This window comes from Leptospira stimsonii, from assembly GCF_003545885.1.
In the GTDB taxonomy this organism is placed as follows: Bacteria; Spirochaetota; Leptospiria; order Leptospirales; family Leptospiraceae; genus Leptospira; species Leptospira stimsonii.
Genome location: NZ_QHCT01000002.1, coordinates 538,461 through 559,397, shown reverse-complemented (window position 1 = coordinate 559,397; position 20,937 = coordinate 538,461). Strand labels below are relative to the sequence as shown.

23 protein-coding genes are annotated in these 20,937 nt (G+C 41.3%); all 23 read left to right on the top strand.

The features are described 5' to 3' along the window. The first annotated feature begins 23 nt into the window (after positions 1 to 23). The 23 genes from DLM75_RS10790 to dnaB all read left to right on the top strand — a co-directional run bounded on the left by DLM75_RS10790 (position 24) and on the right by dnaB (position 20,936). On the top strand, positions 24 to 956 hold the full coding sequence (locus tag DLM75_RS10790) for a glycosyltransferase family 2 protein (RefSeq protein WP_118968490.1): 933 nt from the start codon (positions 24 to 26) through the stop codon (positions 954 to 956). Beyond that, entirely contained in the window at positions 953 to 1,738 is a 786-nt protein-coding gene (locus DLM75_RS10785; protein ID WP_118968489.1) for a class I SAM-dependent methyltransferase, read from the top strand. The genes DLM75_RS10790 and DLM75_RS10785 overlap by 4 nt, the downstream gene beginning before the upstream one ends. A 518-nt stretch (positions 1,739 to 2,256) precedes the next feature. Further along, the gene (locus tag DLM75_RS10780) at positions 2,257 to 3,387 is read left to right on the top strand and encodes a hypothetical protein (protein WP_147456624.1); all 1,131 of its coding nucleotides are present in this window, start codon (positions 2,257 to 2,259) and stop codon (positions 3,385 to 3,387) included. Positions 3,388 to 3,513: 126 nt separating this feature from the next. Further along, the gene (locus DLM75_RS10775) at positions 3,514 to 4,347 is read left to right on the top strand and encodes a glycosyltransferase family 2 protein (RefSeq protein ID WP_241547879.1); all 834 of its coding nucleotides are present in this window, start codon (positions 3,514 to 3,516) and stop codon (positions 4,345 to 4,347) included. A 9-nt stretch (positions 4,348 to 4,356) separates the two neighbouring features. Further along, entirely contained in the window at positions 4,357 to 5,184 is an 828-nt protein-coding gene (locus DLM75_RS10770) for a hypothetical protein (protein ID WP_118968487.1), read from the top strand. Positions 5,185 to 5,254: 70 nt separating this feature from the next. Then, positions 5,255 to 7,024, top strand: a complete 1,770-nt coding sequence (locus DLM75_RS10765; RefSeq protein WP_118968486.1) for a glycosyltransferase family 2 protein — start codon at positions 5,255 to 5,257, stop codon at positions 7,022 to 7,024. Between the two features lie 149 nt (positions 7,025 to 7,173). Further along, positions 7,174 to 7,734 carry a dTDP-4-dehydrorhamnose 3,5-epimerase gene (gene rfbC, locus DLM75_RS10760; RefSeq protein WP_118968485.1) on the top strand — a complete coding sequence of 187 codons (561 nt, stop codon included), beginning with the start codon at positions 7,174 to 7,176 and terminating at the stop codon, positions 7,732 to 7,734. A gap of 3 nt (positions 7,735 to 7,737) precedes the next feature. Beyond that, positions 7,738 to 8,658 carry a dTDP-4-dehydrorhamnose reductase gene (gene rfbD, locus DLM75_RS10755; protein ID WP_118968484.1) on the top strand — a complete coding sequence of 307 codons (921 nt, stop codon included), beginning with the start codon at positions 7,738 to 7,740 and terminating at the stop codon, positions 8,656 to 8,658. Continuing rightward, positions 8,655 to 9,704 (top strand): dTDP-glucose 4,6-dehydratase, encoded by a 1,050-nt coding sequence (gene rfbB / locus DLM75_RS10750; protein ID WP_118968483.1) that lies wholly within the window; start codon positions 8,655 to 8,657, stop codon positions 9,702 to 9,704. Before rfbD ends, rfbB begins: the two co-directional genes overlap by 4 nt. Next, entirely contained in the window at positions 9,705 to 10,589 is an 885-nt protein-coding gene (rfbA, locus tag DLM75_RS10745) for a glucose-1-phosphate thymidylyltransferase RfbA (protein ID WP_118968482.1), read from the top strand. A 93-nt stretch (positions 10,590 to 10,682) separates the two neighbouring features. Continuing rightward, positions 10,683 to 11,651, top strand: a complete 969-nt coding sequence (locus DLM75_RS10740) for a glycosyltransferase family 2 protein (RefSeq protein ID WP_118968481.1) — start codon at positions 10,683 to 10,685, stop codon at positions 11,649 to 11,651. Between the two features lie 4 nt (positions 11,652 to 11,655). Beyond that, positions 11,656 to 12,555, top strand: coding sequence for a glycosyltransferase family 2 protein (locus DLM75_RS10735; protein ID WP_118968480.1), 900 nt, complete (start codon positions 11,656 to 11,658; stop codon positions 12,553 to 12,555). Positions 12,556 to 12,576: 21 nt separating this feature from the next. Beyond that, complete coding sequence (locus DLM75_RS10730) at positions 12,577 to 13,434, top strand: glycosyltransferase (protein WP_118968479.1); 858 nt, start codon at positions 12,577 to 12,579, stop codon at positions 13,432 to 13,434. 52 nt (positions 13,435 to 13,486) lie between these two features. Further along, on the top strand, positions 13,487 to 14,881 hold the full coding sequence (locus DLM75_RS10725; protein WP_118968478.1) for a DASS family sodium-coupled anion symporter: 1,395 nt from the start codon (positions 13,487 to 13,489) through the stop codon (positions 14,879 to 14,881). Positions 14,882 to 15,052: 171 nt separating this feature from the next. Next, positions 15,053 to 15,307 (top strand): antitoxin, encoded by a 255-nt coding sequence (locus DLM75_RS10720; RefSeq protein WP_118968477.1) that lies wholly within the window; start codon positions 15,053 to 15,055, stop codon positions 15,305 to 15,307. Position 15,308: 1 nt separating this feature from the next. Beyond that, complete coding sequence (locus DLM75_RS10715) at positions 15,309 to 15,743, top strand: TA system VapC family ribonuclease toxin (RefSeq protein WP_118968476.1); 435 nt, start codon at positions 15,309 to 15,311, stop codon at positions 15,741 to 15,743. 6 nt (positions 15,744 to 15,749) lie between these two features. Next, positions 15,750 to 16,346 carry a YdeI/OmpD-associated family protein gene (locus tag DLM75_RS10710; RefSeq protein ID WP_118968475.1) on the top strand — a complete coding sequence of 199 codons (597 nt, stop codon included), beginning with the start codon at positions 15,750 to 15,752 and terminating at the stop codon, positions 16,344 to 16,346. A 426-nt stretch (positions 16,347 to 16,772) separates the two neighbouring features. Beyond that, entirely contained in the window at positions 16,773 to 18,032 is a 1,260-nt protein-coding gene (locus tag DLM75_RS10695) for a CapA family protein (protein ID WP_241547902.1), read from the top strand. Positions 18,033 to 18,096: 64 nt separating this feature from the next. Beyond that, positions 18,097 to 18,372, top strand: a complete 276-nt coding sequence (gene rpsF, locus DLM75_RS10690) for a 30S ribosomal protein S6 (RefSeq protein ID WP_118968472.1) — start codon at positions 18,097 to 18,099, stop codon at positions 18,370 to 18,372. Beyond that, on the top strand, positions 18,365 to 18,805 hold the full coding sequence (gene ssb, locus DLM75_RS10685; protein WP_020774387.1) for a single-stranded DNA-binding protein: 441 nt from the start codon (positions 18,365 to 18,367) through the stop codon (positions 18,803 to 18,805). Before rpsF ends, ssb begins: the two co-directional genes overlap by 8 nt. A 12-nt stretch (positions 18,806 to 18,817) precedes the next feature. Next, a complete protein-coding gene (gene rpsR, locus DLM75_RS10680; protein WP_100784045.1) occupies positions 18,818 to 19,129 on the top strand; it encodes a 30S ribosomal protein S18 in 312 nt (103 codons plus the stop codon). A 9-nt stretch (positions 19,130 to 19,138) separates the two neighbouring features. Then, positions 19,139 to 19,588 carry a 50S ribosomal protein L9 gene (rplI, locus tag DLM75_RS10675; RefSeq protein WP_118968471.1) on the top strand — a complete coding sequence of 150 codons (450 nt, stop codon included), beginning with the start codon at positions 19,139 to 19,141 and terminating at the stop codon, positions 19,586 to 19,588. 19 nt (positions 19,589 to 19,607) lie between these two features. Beyond that, complete coding sequence (gene dnaB, locus DLM75_RS10670) at positions 19,608 to 20,936, top strand: replicative DNA helicase (RefSeq protein WP_118968470.1); 1,329 nt, start codon at positions 19,608 to 19,610, stop codon at positions 20,934 to 20,936. Position 20,937 lies beyond the last annotated feature (1 nt).

Below are 20,937 nucleotides of genomic sequence, written 5' to 3'. Positions count from 1 at the left end.
AATACATTAGTTTTAACAGGATTATGAAAAAGAAAAAAAAGATCATCGATATCGTGATTCCTTCCTTCAATGAAGAAGGCAATGTAAGAGCGCTTCATGATCGTCTAGAGGCGGTAATACCGGAGAGGTACGATTATCGAATCATCTTTGTGGATGACGGTAGCTCGGACGGAACATTGGGTGAAATACGAAAATTATCTGCACAAAATTCAAGGATTCGGTTTTTATCCTTTTCCAAAAATTTCGGTCACCAGATTGCTCTGAAGGCTGGTCTTGATCATTCTGACGCTGATTGTGTTATTTCTTTGGACGCAGATCTACAACACCCACCGGAATTAATTCCAGCCCTAATTCAAAAATGGGAAGAAGGGAATGATATCGTTTATACAAAACGCTTAGACAATGAGAACGTTGGTCTATTTAAAAAGGTAACTGCAAAAATATTTTATTCCCTTTTGAACGGTCTTTCCGGGTTAAACATCGATCAAGGTGCGGCGGACTTCCGACTCCTGGATAAAAAAGTCGTGAACGTTTTAAAAAAATTTGAAGAAAGAAATCTTTTTATTCGAGGGATGGTTACTGGAATCGGTTTTCAAAAGAGTTTTCTAGAATATCAACCTGAAAAACGAATCTGGGGTAAAAGTAAATATAGTCTGAAGCGGATGTTTTTATTCGCGTTAGACGGAATCACTTCCTTTAGCGTAAAACCATTGCATCTTGCGACGATCGCGGGTGTGGTTTTTTCCTTGTTTTCGGGGATCTATGCACTTTATGCCATTATAATATTCTTCACTTCTGATAAAGCGGTATCGGGCTGGACTTCCGTTTTGGTAAGTGTCTTGTTTATGGGTGGAGTTCAATTGATCGTCCTCGGAATTTTAGGGGAATATATTGGGAAAATGTTTCTTCAGACAAAAAACCGCCCCAATTATATCATTAAGGATTCGAATTTATGAAATCAACTTTAGATAAATCCGAGATTCAACGAGAACATTTTAATAAAATTAAAGATAATTATAATAAGGCTAGGTCCGGCGCAAACCATTTGGCTTACAAGAAGGTTTGGTGGGATCGTTTGCTTAGCTCTCTTTCGAATAAAATCGATAAAGAGAAGAAATTAACCGGACTCGAGGCTATGTGCGGACTGGGCGAAGGATCTACTTTTCTGAAAGGGAAATTTCCTCTGATACAGTTTGAAGGCTTCGATTATTCGGATGAAATGGTGATCGCTTGTAAAAAAGAAAATGGCGCGATGACTCGGGTATTTCACCAGGACATCTTAAAGTTTAATGAGAAAGAAAAATATGATATCGTAATTCTTCTTGGAGGTCTTCATCACGTTCCGGATAACGTCGATGTTGCGCTGGCGAAAATTTATGCTAGCCTAAAAAAGGGTGGGCTCTTTATCAATTTAGAACCGACGCATAATAATTTTCTATTTAAGTGGGTGAGAGAAAGGATTTATAAAAAGAACGCATTGTTTGAAGAAAGCTCAGAAAGAGGATTCGAGTTAAAAGAATACAATCGACTCTTGAAACAAGCTAGATTTCAAATTTTGGATCAATTCTACCCTGGATTATTAGGATATGTGCTCTATTACAATCCGGATGCATTTCCATTCTTAGATAGGGGTTCCGTAAGAATCGCTCGAAGTCTTTCACACTTGGATTGGATAGTGGGTAAAACGTTCCTCGGAGTATATTTTTCCTTTGCCACTTGGTCGGTCTGTAAAAAGTGAATCTGTTAACGAAAGAGTTTCTCTGGAGTCCTTACCAATTTGCTTTTCTTGGTTTTTTCTTACTGCTTTATCTAGCTGAGAGTCAGTTTAGATGGAGTCGAAAAACGGTCCTTGTTGCTTGCATTTTTGTCGCGCTCAGTCTCTCTGTCTATTTGTTCGGACCAAATCTGAAAGCAAAATGGTGGTTGATTGACGATCACGAAATTTTTTATTTTCTAAAGTCAAAAAATTCACAACAGAACTGGATACAATTTTTTGAAATTCTTTTAAATCAAACAGAAGTAGGAAGCTTTGGTAACAGCCAAAGATATCGTTCTTCCTATTATTTCCTTCGTGTATTTGAAACTTTACTCTGGAAAGATAACCCGCTTTTATGGTATTCTTTTCGATTAGTCATCACTGCTCTATTTAGTTTTTCTATTCTAAAACTGCTAACGAAATATTTTTCATTTTCTTTATCCATTCTGTTTTTGCTCTCGGCTTATTCTTTACGCTATTGGTCCGATATTTTTTCCCGAATGGCAACGAGCGAAACGTATGCGGTATTCGGAATAAGTTTGATTCTAATCGGAATTTCTAATTATCGGAATCAATCTCCGAATTCTATTTGGACTTATATTTCGATCGCGGTCGGTGTAATGATCGCGGAAGGTTCTAAGGAGAATTTTCTATTTTTAATTTCCATTCCTCTCGTGATATTATTTTTGGAAAGAAAGGCGTTGAACACTTGGAGTTCAAAGATTGTTTTGACCGTCCCAATTGTTTACGCTGGAAGTATTCTGCTTTCCCTATATTTATTTTTTAGAAAGATTCAAGTTGATATCTACGGTAATAGTACAAAAGCATCGGATAGGCTGTCTGTTTTTTTCACTTTTTTAAACAATGAGTTAGTCATCGGTTGTACGATTTTGCTCGGTATTTTGATCCTACTGATCGCTTTTCATTCGATAAAGTCTAAAAAGTATTCTCTTTCTTTTCCGGAGTTGATTCCATTCTTCTTTTTCGGGCTCTTGCTTTTAAATTTCGTTTTCTATAATGGAATATGGCCGACAAATTCCAGATACGATTTTCCAGGACTTTTAGGATATCAATGTGCGATCGTTTTTTCGGTTTATTTGATTGTTTCGAAAGTTTTAGACCTTGCAAAGGTCCCTTATCCTGAAAAGAATTTTGTTACGAATCTGATTTTAGTTTTCTTTCTCTGTTCGTTTACTCCATTGAGCGGTATAACAAATCTGCAAAGGGATTCCCGATTCAATATGAAGAGGACGCAAGAGTTTACTTCTTTTCTGAATGATTTTCTCGCAGATAAGGCGGACCGTTTCATCATTTTCTATATAAATCAGGCTTTTGACTTTGAACCTGTTGACTCTTTTTCGAGATTCTTGAATTACCATGACGATTCACGAAAGAGGATGCTCATAGTGACGGAGGTAGATGCCGAGTCCGATTTTAAAAATGGTCTTTTGAACTATTTAAGAACGATTTCAAAAGATGGATCTTTAGAGAGAAAAATTATTCCATTCGACTCGAAAGCTCTGAAGGGGAGATCGTGTATTCTTTTGCTTTTTCCTCCAGCTTCCTTAAAAGAAGCGCCTAACGTTCCGGAATGTAAAACCGTAGACGTTAAAATTGTCCCGTTTCAATGAATAGTTTGCAATTTTCTTATTAGGAGTTCCTTGGTTAGCGAAAGCTGTCATCTTTCAAGATCTCTTTTTTCTCGCCTTACCGCGATTTGATGGCGAGTGATCACCGCACAAAAAATTTTTATCACAATGAAAACACCGAAAGTATCTATTATCACAATCAATTTTAATGATCGAGAAGGTCTCGAGAAGACAATTCTTTCCGTTCGAAACCAAGATTTCGACCAATATGAACATGTCATTATAGACGCAGGCTCTAAGGATGGGAGTGTCGATGTCATTAAGAAATACAAGGATAAAATTTCCCATTGGGTAAGCGAGAAGGATAAGGGAATTTACGACGGACAAAATAAAGGAATCTTAGCTTCAAAGGGGGAATATTGTTTATTCCTCAATTCAGGTGATTTCTTTGTCGACTCGAATGTTTTAAAAGACGTTTTCTCGAAAGATCCAAGAGAGGATTTTCTCTACGGGGATATGTTGATTGATTCCGGGAGTGGGAACGTCGTATACGGAAAGAGCCCCGAAGACTTGGATTTATACTTTTTATCTTACGGGGTTCTTTGGCACTGCGTTACCTTTATTCGTAGATCATTATTTAAGAAATTTGGAATGTACGATACTTCCTATAAAATCGCCGCGGACGTGGATTTTTTTCTAAAGGCAATCGGAGTGGGTGCTTCTTCATGGCGATACATTTCTAAAAGACCGATCAGTCAATTTAATACGTTTGGCTTTGGTTCGAATCCAAAGAATGAAAAACTTCTGGAGGACGAAAGAGCTCGAATGAGAAACGATCATTTGTCCCCTGCGACCTTGAATCTTTTAGCGCAATATCATGAAATGAGGAAGGATTATCGAGTTTTTTCCTATTTTTATTTACCCCAAATTCTAAACTTCTTTCGCAATATTTCCTTTCTGAGATCTCTCATAAGAAAGTTTTTTCAATTTCTTAATAGGTGAACGACTCAATTGAAAATTCTCGTTTTTATTAATCACTTTTATGGGAAGAATCCTTTTTTTAAAGGGAGATCTACGGTCGATACGGAAAGGTTATCTCCGAAAATTTTAAAAAAAATAGAAGAACGAAAACTACATTTACGAACTACGATTCGTTCCTTAAAAACCTTAAGCGATTCGGTGGATATAAAGATTTGCGGGTATCAGGGAAAGTCTCTGGTGCATTTGGATTTTGATTTTGAGAATACGATTGATAAACCGACGGATATTATGTATGCTAGCTTGTTAAAGATGGGTGAATTCATCGAAGATTATGATTATTTCATCAATATCGAAGACGATATTCTTTTAGAAAAAGAAGCCTTTGATAGAATCGTTGCCTTTGATCGGAATTCCGAAATCAACGAGATCTTACATCCAAATCGCTTGGAAAAGGATCAGCACGGTAACCTTTTTTGCATCGATTTGAAATGTGTTCCCGGTTGGACATATAATCAGAAAACGTTTTTTGGTAAAAAATTTCGACAAGCGGTCAATCCCCATTCGGGCCTTGCAATATTCAGAAAAGATAAGCTTAAATATGCATTGGAGAATTCTGATATCCGCTCTTCAACTATTGTATTGTCCAAAGGAATGGAATCCGCATATGCGAGTATTCATTCTCCGTTTCTCTTATGGAGATCATTCGAAGAGGAAGGGTTTCATTCGGTCTATCATCAAGACAAGTGGGTACTACCAAAACGAGATCTGATTGCTTCTATCACTTGGAGAGATTTTGTTCCTCTCGTAATTCCTAAAATTCTTAAATACTTGGCTTTGTCCGTTGGATTTAAGTTTTAATGTCTTTTTCCATCTTGCGTTCAACAGGATCTAAAGAATCGTTTTAGATTTTTTCTCTATACTTTTTTCAATGCAAAAATTCAATTTTTTCGTTTCCAGAGTTGCGCTTTTTTTCCAAAAGCTTCGCTATTTATTCAGACAATATCAGTATTTCTTCTTTGTATATGCAAAGAAGAAGATTGATGTCGACTTGTTTTCATATCGGCCTTTGATCAGCATCCTGGTTCCGGTTTACAATACTCAGCTAAAACACTTGAAGGCGATGTTTCAATCGGTGGAAGACCAGAGTTACGAAAATTGGGAATTGATTCTTCTCGACGATGCGTCTCCTGATGAGAAGCCAGGGATCTATTTGAAAGAGGAAGCGAAGAGAAATTCCAAAGTTCGTTATTATCGTTCCGAAAAAAACGGTGGGATTAGTATCGCGACGAGACAAGCGTTAAATTATGCTTCGGGCGAATATGTTGCCTTTCTGGATCACGATGACCGTTTATCAAAAGATGCACTGTGCACCATTGTCGATGCCCTTCAAACGGAGAAGAATCGTCCTGAGTTTTTATATTCAGACGAGATTTTTCAGTCGAAAACTTTCGGTGTATTTTCCGTATCCGCCAAACCGGATTTTTCTCCGGAGAAATTGATTTCGCATAATTATATCTGTCACTTCGTAGTAGTTGCAAAAAGTCTAATAGATAAAATGGGCGGGATTCGAGAAGGATACGACGGGAGCCAAGATCACGAGTTCGCTCTTCGGGCATCTCGACATACGAATCGAATCCGGAGACTTCCATTTTTTCTATATATTTGGCGTCTTCACGGAGAAAGTTTTTCGAGAAAGAAGGCCGAAGTCTGCGAAAGAAGTTCGCAAAAGGCGATTTCCGAATACTATGCGGAAAAAAACGAAATCGTAGAACGAATCGATTCCGGTCACTATCCGTTTACGTATCACGCGTTACGGAAACTGAAGACAAATCACTCGGTGCTCATTGTAGTGCTGGGGGCAGAATTGGAACTTGATATTCTATATTCTAAAATTATAAAGCTTACGCAAAAAACTTCGAACGTAAATTTTGAAATAGCGATCGGAGTGAATGAGACGGAAGAATCTCAGGTTTCAAATTGGAAATTTCCTGAAAATACGAAGATCCATTTGCATACATCTGCGAATCGAAATCTGAACACCAAAGAGATCAATCGTATTGTCTCCGATACGGAAGGGGATTTTATTTTTTTTTGGAATCCTATCCTCAGTCTTCAAAAAGAAGACTGGCTTTATGAGCTATTGCAGCACGGAGAGTCGGAAGGAATCGGAGCGGTTTCACCGGTTGTCACAAATTCTAAGAGAGAGCTTCTTTATTCTTCCTTGATCCTTGGTAAAAAAGGTTTTATTGGAGTTTCCGGAAACGGACTCTCACCCATGAAGTCAAAAATTTGGTCAGGAGAATGGATCGAAAAGAATGTTTCAGCTCTTTCCAAGAATGTTCTTCTGATTTCCCGTATTCATTGGAAAACAATACAAGGGTTAGATGAGGCATTCAGTGATTCTTATTGGGACGTGGATCTTTCAATTCGTCTCAGAGAAAATGGGCTCAGACTCGTGAGCAATCCTTTTTCAGAATTCTTACTCGAATCGAAGCGTGATTGTTTCAGGGAGTTTCATCCTGGGAATTCTAATACAATAGTGGATCGAAACGTTCTCTTTGAAAAATGGGGGGATCGTCTGGAGACGGATTCTTTCTATTCTCCTCATTTGGATTTAGTAGGTGCGGATCGTCTACCCAAAGGATTGTTTCACGGATTTTTTGATTGGTTTTGGAAACGCTCCTGGAAATCCAAATAGATTCTGCTACTTATGAGATTTGTATTCTTTCAACCTTTGTTTCTTTCCGAATGATCCATAAATTTTGATCGCGAAGTGCGAGATTAAAAATTCTCTGGTATTCTTACGCTCCATTTTAGAATTTTCAACGATCGATCCAGTGAAGGTATATGCAATTTAAACGATTCTCTATCGAAGGTCCGGTCCTAATCGAACCGAAAGTTTACGGAGACGAACGAGGTTTTTTCTTTGAATCCTTTAAGTCTTCGACTTTTTTGCAGGAGAATATCCCTGTTGATTTTCATCAGGACAATCATTCTCGTTCAGCGAAAGGGGTTCTACGCGGAATGCACTTTCAAATTCCTCCCTTTGAGCAAGGGAAGCTCGTACGAGTCGTTCGAGGGAGAGTCATCGATGTAATCGTGGATATTCGAAACGGTTCTCCCACTTTTGGACAATGGATTTCCGCGGATCTATCAGAGGAGAATAAGAATATTTTCTGGGTTCCACCCGGTTTTGCGCACGGATTCATAACGTTAGAAGATAATACTGACTTTCTCTACAAAGTAACGCAAGAATACAATCCTCAGAAGGAAATCGGAATCCGATGGGAAGATCCTGCTATTGGAATTCCTTGGAAGACCTGGTTGCCTGATTTCGATTTTATCATTTCCAAAAGAGATCAGGAAACTCCGTTTCTTTCCGATTTTCAAACTCCATTCGTATATTAGAATATGATATTATACTCAGGTAAAAACGGTCAGCTAGGCTGGGAATTATCGAAAAGATTCGAGTCCAGCGGTCTATCTTCGAGAGGATTTGGACGGGAAGAATTGGACCTTTGCGATTTAAACGCGATCGAATCGATTCTTTCTCAGAATCCGAAGTTTTTTGTTCATTGTGGGGCTTATACTGCAGTGGACAAGGCTGAGACGGAAAAAGAAGTCGCGTTTCAAATCAATTCCTTAGCGGTTAAAAAAATCGCGGAAGAATGTCTTAAAAGAAAAATTCATCTGATCCATGTTTCCACCGATTTTGTTTTTGACGCGTCCTCGGAAACTATAGGAGATACAATTCGTTTTTGGAAGACCAATTCTCCGCTTTCCCCGAAGGGCGTCTACGGAACTTCAAAGGCGGAAGGCGAAACTTGGATTCGTAAGACGTTTCAAAATTCTTCGCAAGCGAATATTATACGAACGAGTTGGGTTTATTCCGCACATGGGAGTAATTTTCCTAAAACGATCTTGCGTCTTCTTGGCGATCCAAACCGATCCGAACTGAAGGTGATTGAAGATCAACTCGGTCGACCTACCTGGGCGGGAAGACTTGCGGACTTTATAATATTCTTAATTCAAGAAACTCTTAAGGGACAAACCTTCCCGCAGACGATTCATTTTTCAAATTCCGGAATCGCGAGCTGGTTTGATTTTGCAGTTTCCGTTCGAGACTTAGCCCATTCCCAATGTCTCGTAAATGAAGCAAAACCGATTTTCCCGATCCCTACGGAAAGTTATCCTACTCCGGCGCCTAGACCGCGTTATTCGATTTTAGATTTGGAAGAAACAAGAAATAGATTCGGCCCGATTCCTCATTGGAGAGAAGACTTAGAACTTTGTCTCAAAGAGATCGCGGCGAGTTCTGGAAATAGAGCATGAAAAACATTTTAGTCACTGGAGGAGCCGGCTTTATCGGTTCCAACTTCGTTCATCAGATTTTGGAAGATACGAAGGAATATCACGTTTTTGTCTTAGACAAACTTACGTACGCGGGAAATTTGAAAAGTTTGGACCGATGGAAGAACGATTCTCGTTTTACTTTTATCAAAGCCGATATCGCGGTTAAAGAAGAGGTTCTTTCCATCTTCGAAAAACACCACTTTGATTTTGTCGCTCATTTTGCCGCTGAAAGTCATGTGGACCGTTCGATCTTAGGACCGGAAGAATTTATTAAAACGAATGTCCTAGGAACATTCTATCTCTTGGACGCGGCCCGCCTTCAATGGAAGGACCAATTCGAAGGAAAGAAATTTTTGCACGTTTCCACGGATGAAGTTTTCGGGACGTTAGGCGAAACAGGATTTTTTACCGAAGAAACTCCTTACGCGCCGAATTCTCCTTACTCCGCTTCCAAGGCCGGTTCCGATCATATCGTTCGTTCCTACTTTCACACATACAGGATGCCCGTTGTCACAACCAACTGTTCCAATAACTACGGTCCGTATCACTTCCCGGAAAAACTGATTCCACTGATGATTTTGAATTGCCTTCATGGAAAACCTTTACCGGTATATGGTGACGGAAAGAATATTAGAGATTGGTTATATGTTAAGGATCACTGTTCGGCTCTGCGCTCCGCTCTTTTTCATGGAGTTCCGGGTGAAACATACAATATAGGAACCAGAAACGAAAAAAAGAACATAGAGATCGTTCATTCCATTTGCGAAATTATGGATGAACTACATCCTGCGGGCGCTCCACATTCCAAGCTGATTCAGTATGTAAAAGATAGGCCTGGACATGATTTTCGTTACGCGATCGATCCTTCTAAGATGGAAAAAGAACTCGGGTGGAAGCCAAAGTCCAGTTTTGAGTCGGCGCTTAGAGAGACGATCGAATGGTATTTGGAAAACGAATCTTGGTGGAAGGAAATTCTTTCCGGCGAGTATAAAGAATATTATCAAAATCAATACGAGACACGTTAAATGAAATATAGAAAAGGGATCATTCTCGCGGGTGGATCCGGCACAAGACTCTATCCGGTTACTCACGTAATTTCAAAACAACTTCTTCCGGTTTACGATAAACCGATGATTTATTATCCTCTCACTACGTTGATGTTGGCGGGAATCAGAGAGATCTTGATCATTTCTACTCCTCAGGCGACACCGATGTATCGTGAACTTTTGGGGGATGGGAAACGTTGGGGATTGGATATTGAATACGCCGTTCAACCTGATCCGGGCGGTCTTGCACAAGCGTATCTCATCGGGGAAAAATTTGTAAACGGCCATCCTTCGGTTTTAATTTTAGGCGATAATATCTATTTCGGACACGAACTCTCCGAGCTACTGGGAGAGGCTTCCCAAAAAGAATCCGGATCGACCGTATTTGCTTATCCAGTTCATGATCCCGAACGTTATGGCGTTGTAGAATTCGATTCCGACCGCCGGGCGATTTCAATCGAAGAGAAACCTCAAAAACCTAAATCCAGTTATGCGGTGACGGGTTTGTATTTTTACGACGATCAAGTAGTCGAGATTGCAAAATCGATTCAGCCCTCACCGAGGGGAGAATTGGAAATCACCGATGTGAATCGAGTTTATCTGCAAAGAGGAAGTCTGGACGTACAAGTGATGGGCAGGGGATATGCTTGGCTTGATACTGGAACGCATGAATCACTTTTGGAAGCGTCCGTTTTTATCGAGACGATTGAAAAACGCCAAGGGCTAAAAGTGGCTTGTCCGGAAGAAATCGCGTTTCGAAAAGGTTTTATCAATGCGAACCAACTGGAAGAACTCATCGCTCCGTTAAGAAAGAACGCCTACGGTCAATATTTAATTAAGATTCTAAACGAGAAGTTTTATTAAACGACTTTAAGGATATCGGTCAAAATAAGACGTTCAAGTGGAGTGGATCCCCTTCCAAAGGGAAAAGATCCTTCTTTTAAAGTCGTTCCTTTCATGAAATATTATAATATTCTAACAATCACATACAATTCCGAAAAATACATTCAAGCCCTGGATCGATCCATGGCGCTACCTCCGAATTGGACTTGGGTGATATGGGACAATCATTCGCAGGATAAAACGGGAAAAATTCTAACAGATATCTCAAAGAAAAATCAGAGGATCGTTCATATACACGATCGAAATCTCGGATTTGCAGGTGGAAATAACGAAGCGAGTAAGATTGCTCCAAAAGCGGATTGGATTCTTCTGATCAACCCTGACGCAAGATTAGATTCCAATTTTTTTAAACAGTGTGAATCCACCCTGAATTCTAAGGGAAACGAATATTCAGTCTTTTCCTTTCTTATGTTGAAAGAAGGGGAAGACGGATTGGTGGACGGAGCAGGGGATGTATATCACGTATCCGGCGCCGCTTGGAGAAGGGGTTATAAACAAAAACTTTCCGAAGAATATTTGAAAGAGTCGGAAATCTTTTCCGCGTGCGGCGGTGCGATGGCCATCCGTTCTGATCTCTGGGAAAAACTCGGAGGTTTCGATTCCGATTTCTTTTGTTATATGGAAGACGTGGATCTTAGCTTTAGAGCGAGGCTCTTAGGAGAAAAAGTTCTTTATACTCCGAATATCAAAGTCTTTCATCACGGATTCGGTTCCACAAAGGAAAGAAGTTCTTTTTCTTTGTATTACGGTTTACGGAACGCATTGATCGTATATTGGAAGAATATGCCTTTGTCACTCGGCATTCGGTTTTTGTTTCATCATTTCCTTTTCTTTTCCGTAAGCATCGTCTTTCATTCTTTCTTTACGAGTCCGAAAATTCTTCTCGTTCCTTTCTCATTTTTACGATCTATTCCCGGCTTGATTTTAAAACGATATCGCTTCCAGAAGAATCCATCTGTTACCAGGAGCGAACTTCTTCGTTGGATGAACCAGGACCTTTTTTCTCCCTTCCGAAAAAAATAAAAGTATGACCAACCCATTTTCTCCGATTGCGGTGATCGTAACTTTTAACCCCGACTTCCTCTCGACTCTCAATCTAATTCAAAACTTAAACGCGAAGAATGTTCCGGTTATCGTGGTCGATAACGGTTCGAAAAATATCGAAGAGATTCGCAGTATAAAACGAAATCCGAATTCTCTTTTGGAGAACCAAAATAACTTAGGACTCGGTTTTGCACTGAACAAAGGAATTGATTTCGCGGAACGGAATTCGTATTCTCACGTTTGGTTGTTCGATCAAGACAGTTATCTTGAAAAAAGTGCGATCGAAGTATTTCTTTCCACGGTAAGGAAAGAGGAAAATCGATCGATTCATGGAAAAAAGATCGGATCTTACGGTCCAAATATTTTTGATACAATCAAAAACCGTAATATATACGGACTTGAAAATTGCAACAAAGAGATCGTAGAGAATTCATTCTTAATCACTTCGGGAAGTTTTTATCCGATCGAAGTTTTGAAAAAAGTCGGAAATGTGAATGAAGATTTTTTTATCGATTATTTGGATTATGAATGGTGTTTTCGAGCCTCTTACGACGGTTATACTCATTGTGTCGTTTGTAACGCGAGGATGAAACATTCGATCGGAAATCGCTCCAAGCAAATTTTGGGATTATTTTCGGTTTCGGTTCATTCTCCTTTTCGTTGGTATTTTTTGTTTCGAAATGGAATTCTTATCTCAAGAATGTCGCATATTCCATTTCGGTTTAAAATAGAGGTGTTTTTCAAAACGGGTCTTCGTTTTTGGATTCTTCCTTTTTTATCCGATTCCATATTGCAGACGTATCGTCATATTCTTTGGGGAATCTTGGACGGAATCACCGGTCGAGAATCTTCATTTTTTAGAAACCTCGTATCGAAGAATTAGAATCTGAATAAGGATCGTATTTTGATTTCAGGACTGACTGTTTCTCTCGTAATTTATAAGCCGAATCTTGATATATTGAAAGTATCTCTGGATTCCCTCTTACAATCGATCCTATATCAGTCAAAAGAAGGATCGGAGAGATTGGAATTTTGTGTCGATCTCATCGACAATTCACCGTTGTATGGAAAGGAAGAAGCGGAATATTTGAAAAGTCTGGGAGAGAGACAAGAACTTAAAAAAACAAAGATTCAATTTCGATATCATCACTTTCCCGAAAATTTGGGTTACGGTGCGGCCAACAATCGTTCCATTCTAAATTCGAAAACTAGATTTCATCTTGTGTTAAATCCCGATATTAAGATGATTCCGGAAACAATCGAGTTGTGTGTTCGTTATCTAAAAGAAAATCCTTCCTGCGATGCGGTAGTGCCGGCAGTTTTTGATTGGGAGAGTTTTGGGCGCGAGGCTGGTTTCGATACTATGCAATTCTTGGTTAAGTCCTATCCGACTGTATTTGTCCTTTTCCTAAGAGCCTTCGCGCCTGCATTTCTCAGAAGAATCTTTCAAAAGAAATTGAATTCTTACGATCTGAGAGAAAAAGACTGGAATTTGACTCAGAGGTCAGTTCCTTTGATGAGCGGTTGTTTTATTTTTGCTAAAACGGAATCACTCCAAAGAATCGGCGGTTTTGACGAATCCTTCTTTTTGTACTTTGAGGACTTCGATTTATCGATGCGTTTAAACAGAAAAGATTATTTTCCGGAGATTAAAATTTACCACAAAGGCGGTAATTCCGCTAAAAAAGGTTTTTTGCATATTCGACTTTTTGTAACTTCTGCGTTCCGCTTTTTTTGGAAGTTCGGTTGGAAATGGGTTTGAAGATTTTAATTTTCCGTTAAGATCGGAAAACCGGATGGATTAGGAAACAGTAATGAAACAGAAATTGATTTCAATTCTTATTATACTTCTTTGTTTGAGCGGTTTGTTCCTCGTTCAGTTATGGTTGGGGGTTCCTTTTTCCGTTTCCTTGATGCTAAGCATATTTACTCTGGCAGGGCTCTTTTGGATACTGGAGCCGATTCCCGGTTACGCGACTTCCATTCTCATTCTATTTTTGGAAATTCTATTCTTCGCAAATCCTATTGGGCTTCCTTTGTTTAAATTTACGGAAGGAAAAAATCCGGCTGTATCCGTTTTTCTTTCCTCTATCGCCGATTCGTCGATCATTCTTTTCTTAGGCGGTTTCGTTTTAGCAAAAGCCTCCGTAAAAACCGGTTTGGATCGTTTTCTTGCGAATCGCGTGATCCGTAAATTCGGGACGAAAAGTCGAAGAGTTCTTCTCGGTTTTATGTTCACTACCGCGTTTATCTCGATGTGGATGAGCAATACGGCGACAACGGCGATGATGATCGCTTTATCTTATCCATTGTTTCAAATTTTACCGGAAAAAGAGCCGTTTCGCAAAGCGCTCTTATTGGGAATTCCCTTTGCGGCCAATATCGGTGGAGTTGGAACTCCGATCGGATCTCCGCCAAATATCATTGCAATGAGTCTCCTGAGACAACAAGGAATTTCGGTTTCTTTCGGAACTTGGATGATGTTTGCGGTACCGTTAGTCGTTCTTTTACTGCTCTTTGCATGGTTTTTATTATTAAAACTTTTCCCTGAAAACGGCTCTTTGGAATTGACGGTGGAGTTTACGGAACCGGAAGGGGGAGCGCAGTCTTATTCGTTTCGAACCACTTCGATCATTTTTTTAGGAACGGTGATCCTTTGGTTTACCGAAAGCCTTCACGGGATTCCGGCGGGAGTGATCGCCTTACTGCCTTTGATTCTTTTTCCTGCCTTTGGGATTTTAAACGAAAAAGACATCAACTCCTTGGAATGGTCCGTTCTTCTTTTGATTGCTGGTGGGATTGCGATCGGTGTGGGACTGCAACAGAGCGGGATGGGTCTTTGGTTTTCCGATATTTTAAAACCGATTACCAAACCCGAATATGCAATCAACGTGTTATTCCTTCTGTGCACGTTAGCGCTCCTTCTGAGCACTTTTATGTCGAACACGGCCGCCACAAATCTTTTGGTTCCGTTTGCATTTCCGCTTTCTATGCTCATTCTTCCCGGTTCACAGGAATATCTTTTGGAAGTCTGTCTTGGGATCGCTCTTTCCGCATCGCTTGCGATGGCTCTTCCCGTGAGCACTCCTCCGAATGCGATCGCCTACGCCGTAGGCGGCTTTGAAATCAGAGATATGATCAAGGCAGGATTGCCCATCGGTCTTTTCGGACTTCTCTTGACTTTGATCGGGTATTTTATTTTTCTCTAATGTATCTATAGTATCTATTTCTTACTTAAATTTTTTCTCACCGATCGCGACGTCCGTCGTGTTCTTCTTTACCCGCTTTTTCGACTCTTCTGATTTTCATTTCAAATTAAAAATTCGGCATGTTTGAAAAAAGTGGTTGAAGGGAATCCATATTTACGGCACCATAAATATGTGAAAACAACCTTAGAAATTCCGGACACTCTCTACAAACAAGCCAAGATAAAAGCGGCCGAGCGAGGCGTTTCGATGCGCGTTCTCATTATTACGGCTTTGGAGCATAATCTAAAGATGGAAGAAGAATATGCAAAGATCAAAGCGTCTGAAAAGTTCGGATCCAATCGATACGGTTGGCCTGTGCTTCCCAAACAAAAGGGAATCAAGGTCACGAACGAATTGATCAATCAACTCAGAGAGGAAGAAGGTTAGAATGGCTTATCTTCTGGATGTGAATGTTTTGATCGCACTGAGCGACGCAAACCATACGTTTCATCAGGCCGCCTGGGATTGGTTTGATCAAAAGTCTCGAAGGGGTTGGGCGACTTGTCCTATTACGCAGAACGCACTCGTACGAATTCTGAGTAACACTTCTTATCCGGGAAGTCCGGGCGGCGTGGAAGTCATAACCGAGATTCTACATTCGCTCCTAAAAGTAAAAGGCCATCGTTTTGTTCCGGATGATATTTCCCTCAATTCTCCCTCACTGTTTTTAAAATTCGGATTCGTAAAGTCCAAACAACTCACGGATGTGTATCTCCTTGCATTGAGCGTTCATCATAATCTCAAGTTCGCGACTTTCGATTCTAAAATTCCCGTCCGATCCGTGGAGAGCGGCAAGGAACACCTGGAACTCATTGTCGCTTAACATTCTATGGAAGAATTCTTAAAAGATCTTCCTATTCTTCCTTTCAAAAGTAGAAAAGAATGGGATCAGTGGTTGAAGAAAAATCACAAGAAGGGAATTGCGATTTGGATCAAGTTCGCCAAAAAAGATTCCAATGTCCTTTCCTTGACCTACGCGGAAGCGTTAGACGTTGCCCTTTGTTACGGATGGATCGATAGCCAAAAACAAAAATACGATGATTTTTTCTGGTTACAAAAATTCAGTGTTCGAGGTCCGAAAAGTATTTGGTCCAAAATCAATCGAGAAAAGGCGAACACCTTGATCGCCGATGGTAAAATGAAACCTTCCGGCCTCGAAGCGGTCGAGTCGGCTAAAAAGGACGGTCGTTGGGACGCGGCGTATGATTCTCAGAGTAAGGTCGAAATTCCGAGAGATTTTGCAAACCTCCTGAAATTACGTCCGAAAGCCAAAAAGTTTTTTGAGAGTTTGGATTCCGCGAATCGATACGCGATCTTGTTTCGACTTCATCATACAAAAAACGAAGAGTTGAGAAAGAGAAAGTTGAATCAATTTATCGAGATGTTAGAGAAAAAAGAGACGATTCATACGAAGAGAATCAAATAATTTCATACTTTTGTGCGAAATGTAGTCCGGATCGAATATTATAAATATGGAATGGAAAGCCGTGTTGCAAAGCCTGTTCCTCCATGCAGATTTTTGGAAATGCGCCAAAGTAAACTTTCCAATTCTTTTCCTTGAAAGTGACAAACTTTCTGTGATCGTTGGAAGACCTCGATCGGACTGGAAGAAACAAATATTAAAATTCAAATCCATACTTTTGATAGAAAGACAAATTGAATTTTAGGATAGGGGATGATCGTTCTTCAATCCACGGTCTCAAAAAAACGAATCGAGCTGGGATCCTTTAACGAATGTTTCGGAATCATCAAAAATAAATTCCAACGCGGAATTTGTTTTTCGATCGAGCGCGTAGATAGAGGAAATCTTTTTGTAAGGAAGTTCCTTTGCGGGTTCTTTGCGTTCTTTAAGATCGTAAAAAAGATCTTTCCAAACTCGAGCGAAGAGAATAATGTACATTTAGTGTCTTATTTCATTCTTAAAATTCGAAAACTAATTTTTCTGAGTATTCCAATTCTTTTCTTCTCCTGTCTTCTTCCGGAAACAATGGATTCCATCTCAAAAGAAGAAACTCCGGAATCTCCTTCCGCGCTCGCAATTCTCCAAGACAAACTCGATTCCGTCCTACACCCCGAGCACAATCGTGATCCGGAACTTCTCAAGGTTCTCGCGGGAGGGGACGTTATGTTCAATTGGGGAATTCGAGATACGATCAACAAACACGGGGAGATCGCTCCGGTGGAAGGTTTGAAGACGCTTTTCGGAGAAGCCGATTTTAGAATGGTGAATCTTGAAACTCCGGTCGTCGCTTCCAAGACGGAAGAATCAAAGAAGGCCTATATTTTTACCGCGCACGAGAAGGACATGGATTCTCTGAAATTTTTGGAAGTCGATCTCGTGTTTCTGGGAAACAATCATTCCTTTGATCACGGCCCGAAAGGAATGGCGGAGACTTTGGATATATTAAAGAAAAATCATATTCTAAACGTCGGCGCCGGGCAAAAAATTCCTGAAGTTTTCGGTCCCTTGAATCTGAGCCTAAAAGGAAACGATTTAAGAATTCATTCCGTAACCGCAATCGCGGAACCGGCTCACTACGCGACGGCAACCAAAGCGGGTGTGGCGCCGTTTTCCCTTCCTTCCCTACAGGCTTCTTTTTTTGAAAGAAGGGGTGGAGGAAGACAGGGCGTGGGAGCTCCACCGGTCCGAATCGTCTCTCTCCACTGGGGAGTGGAATATTCTCCCTTTCCGACCGTCGATCAGAGAAAGATCGCTCATGCCCTGATCGATTCAGGGGTCAAGGTTGTGATCGGCCATCATCCTCATATCCCTCAGGGAATTGAACTCTATCGAGGAGGGGTGATTCTCTATTCTCTTGGAAACCTGATTTTCGGAAGTAGGAACTCCTATTTGAACCACAATCTGATCGCGATTCTTCATATCCGGAAGAATGCTTTAGAAATGGTCGAACTCGTTCCGATCTTCGGGAAATTTCAAAAAGAAGATCATAAAATTCGTCCCGTAAAAGGGAAGGAAGCCAAAGAATTTCTCCAAGAAATCGCAGTCCTTTCCAGCGAACTCGGGACGGAACTCCGCGTGGAAGAAGAAAGAGCATTTCTGGACCTCCGGTTGAATTCTACCTTGACCCCGGGCTCTAAACGCAAAAAATAGGTACAATTATAGGTTCTTCTGCTCGTCGCGTTCCGCAGGCGGGCTTTAACCATAGGGGAAACAATTGAGAAACTACGAACTCACCACCATCACACGTGTGAGCTCTCGGGAAGTTGCAAAAACTGAGGTTCAAGAAACCTTAGGTAAGCATTCCGTTAGCATCACTTCCGACGAAGATTGGGGCCAAAGAAAACTCTGGCATCCGATCAAACACGAAGAGCAGGGCATCTTCCATCACTACAAGTGTACCGCTTCCCCGGAAGCGATCGCAAAAGTGGAAAAGGATTTTCTAATCAACCAGAACATTCTTCGTTCCATGGTTGTCCGTCTCAATGGCTAATGATATCAACAGAGTGACTCTGGTCGGCCGCCTAACGCGGGACCCTGAGTTCAAATCGATCAACGGGACTTCTCTCGTAAACTTCTCCTTGGCCAATGGCCGGACCTATGTGTCTAACGGTGAGAAGAGAGAAGAGTCTCATTTTTTCGATTGTGAAGTCTGGGGAAAACCGGCTGATATCATTCAACAGTATTGCAAAAAAGGCAAACAAATAGCGATTGAAGGACGACTGAAGCAGGACACTTGGGAAACTCCCGAAGGAAAGAAAGCGTCTCGGATTCGAATCGTAGTGGAGAATTTTCAACTCCTCGGTTCGAGAGACGATTCTTCTTCCTCTCCGAGGGAATCCTCTTCTTCCGGAGGAAATTCTTATCCATCCTCTCCGGAATACTACAGCCCTGCACCGGATGGTGACGACGACATACCGTTTTAATGAGGAACACTTATGAGTGAGAATGAAGTAAAAGAAGAACGATCTGAAAGATCGGAACAAGGCGAATCTTCCGGCGAAATGGAAGGAAAGCCACAGAGAAAACAGAATAAATACAAGAAGAAGGTTTGCCGTTTTACTGCGGATCCGGAACTTGCAAAACAAATCAATTATAAGAATATCGAACTCTTAGAAAGATTTATCACGAACCGTGGTAAAATCATTCCGAGAAGAATCACAGGAACCAGCGCTCGTTACCAAAGAGTTCTCGCGCGTGAAATCCGCAAAGCAAGAAGCATCGGTCTTCTTCCTTACAAGGTTAACTGAGGTAGCAACATGAGAGTGATCTTACAAAAAGACGTTATCAATCTCGGGGACGCAGGCGACCTGAAAGAAGTTGCGGACGGTTACGCAAGAAATTTCCTTTTCCCGAAAAAACTCGCGGTTCGCGCGAACGAAGGAAACACAAAAGCGGCTCTTCACCAAAAGAAACTGGGCGAGCTCAAACGTGAAAAACGCAAAAAAGCGATGGAAGGTTTTTCCTCTAACTTAGTCGGAAAAGAATACGAAATCGTAGTCAAAACCGGCGGTGGAGACAAACTCTTCGGAGCGGTGACTCCTATGGACGTAGCTTCCATTTTGAAAAAAGATGGAATCGAACTCGATAAGAGAAAAATCGAGATCGCGGAGCCCATTCGCAGTCTGGGATCTTACAAGATCAAAATCCGCCTTGCAGAAGGAATCCAGCCTGTCATTACGCTTCACGTAAAAAAAGAAGAAGAGTAATCCTTCTTTAAAAGGGACGATGCAGTCCGACTCTTTATACGAACCGGAATCCGAAAGAGCCTTCTTAGGATTCCTTCTTCTCAAAGGAGCGGACAACCTCATCGATGTTCCCGTTGCTCCGGAAGACTTTTATGTGGATCTCCACAGACGAGTCTACCGGGCGATTACGGATCTCGTGGATAAACGAATCACGATCGATCCGGTTTCAGTCCTCAACTTCCTCAAAGAAAATTCACTTCTCAAAGACGAAGAAAAAGAATTCAATTATATCTATTCCCTCTATCGGGATACGGTCGTTACACAACCGCTTCCATACTACGCGACTCGGATCAAACGATTTTCGGAACGGAGAATGTATGCGAAGATTCTCCAGGATTCTCTCGAACTCATTCGAAAAGAGCCCGGAGACAACGAATCCGTTTTCAACACGGTCGAAAAAAACCTCACCGAAATTTCCAGAAGTATAGACGCAAAAGGACTGTTGCCCGTTTCCACGGACAAGGTCGCTCTTTCCGATTATATCATGGAGATCATGAAGAATCGGGGACAGATCACCGGTCTTCGAACCAACTTTACAAAATTAGACGAGGCTACCTCCGGTCTCAAAGAGCACGAGCTCATGATTCTCGCGGCTCGTCCCGGTAACGGTAAAACCACGTTCGCTTTGAACATCGCGTCTAACGTGGCTCTCGTTTACAATCAACCCGTGGTCATCTTCTCTTTGGAGATGAGCCGGATCGAACTCCTTCTCAAAATGGTCTGCGCAGATTCTCAAGTGGAATCCATGAAGCTCAAAAAATCCGAACTCACTCGGGCGGACGCTCCCAAACTTTTAGAATCGATCGTTCGTGTCACCTCGGCGCCGATCTATATCGACGACTCGGGCGGTTTGACCATCGACGACTTTAAGGGTCGAGTGCGGAAACTTCTTACCACCGAAAAGATTGGTCTGATCGTCGTGGATTATCTCCAGCTCATGAGCGATCCCAAAAGTAAGGACGGAGGTCGTCAACAAGAGGTCTCCTCGATTTCTCGTTCCCTCAAACAGATGGCGAAAGAAGCGAGATGTCCGATCATCGCGCTTTCTCAGATGTCTCGGGCTGTGGAGCAGAGATCCAAGGATCAAAAACCGCAACTTTCCGACTTACGGGAATCAGGCGCGATCGAGCAGGATGCCGACATCGTCTCCTTTATCTATCGAGAAGAGAAGGTAAAAGCCGACGACGAGATCACTCCCGAGATGCGAGGAAAAGCGGAGATCATCATCGCAAAGAATCGTTCGGGGCCGATCGGTTCTTTTCATCTTGCCTTCCGGCCCGAGCTCAGCAGATTTGATAATATAGATTAGT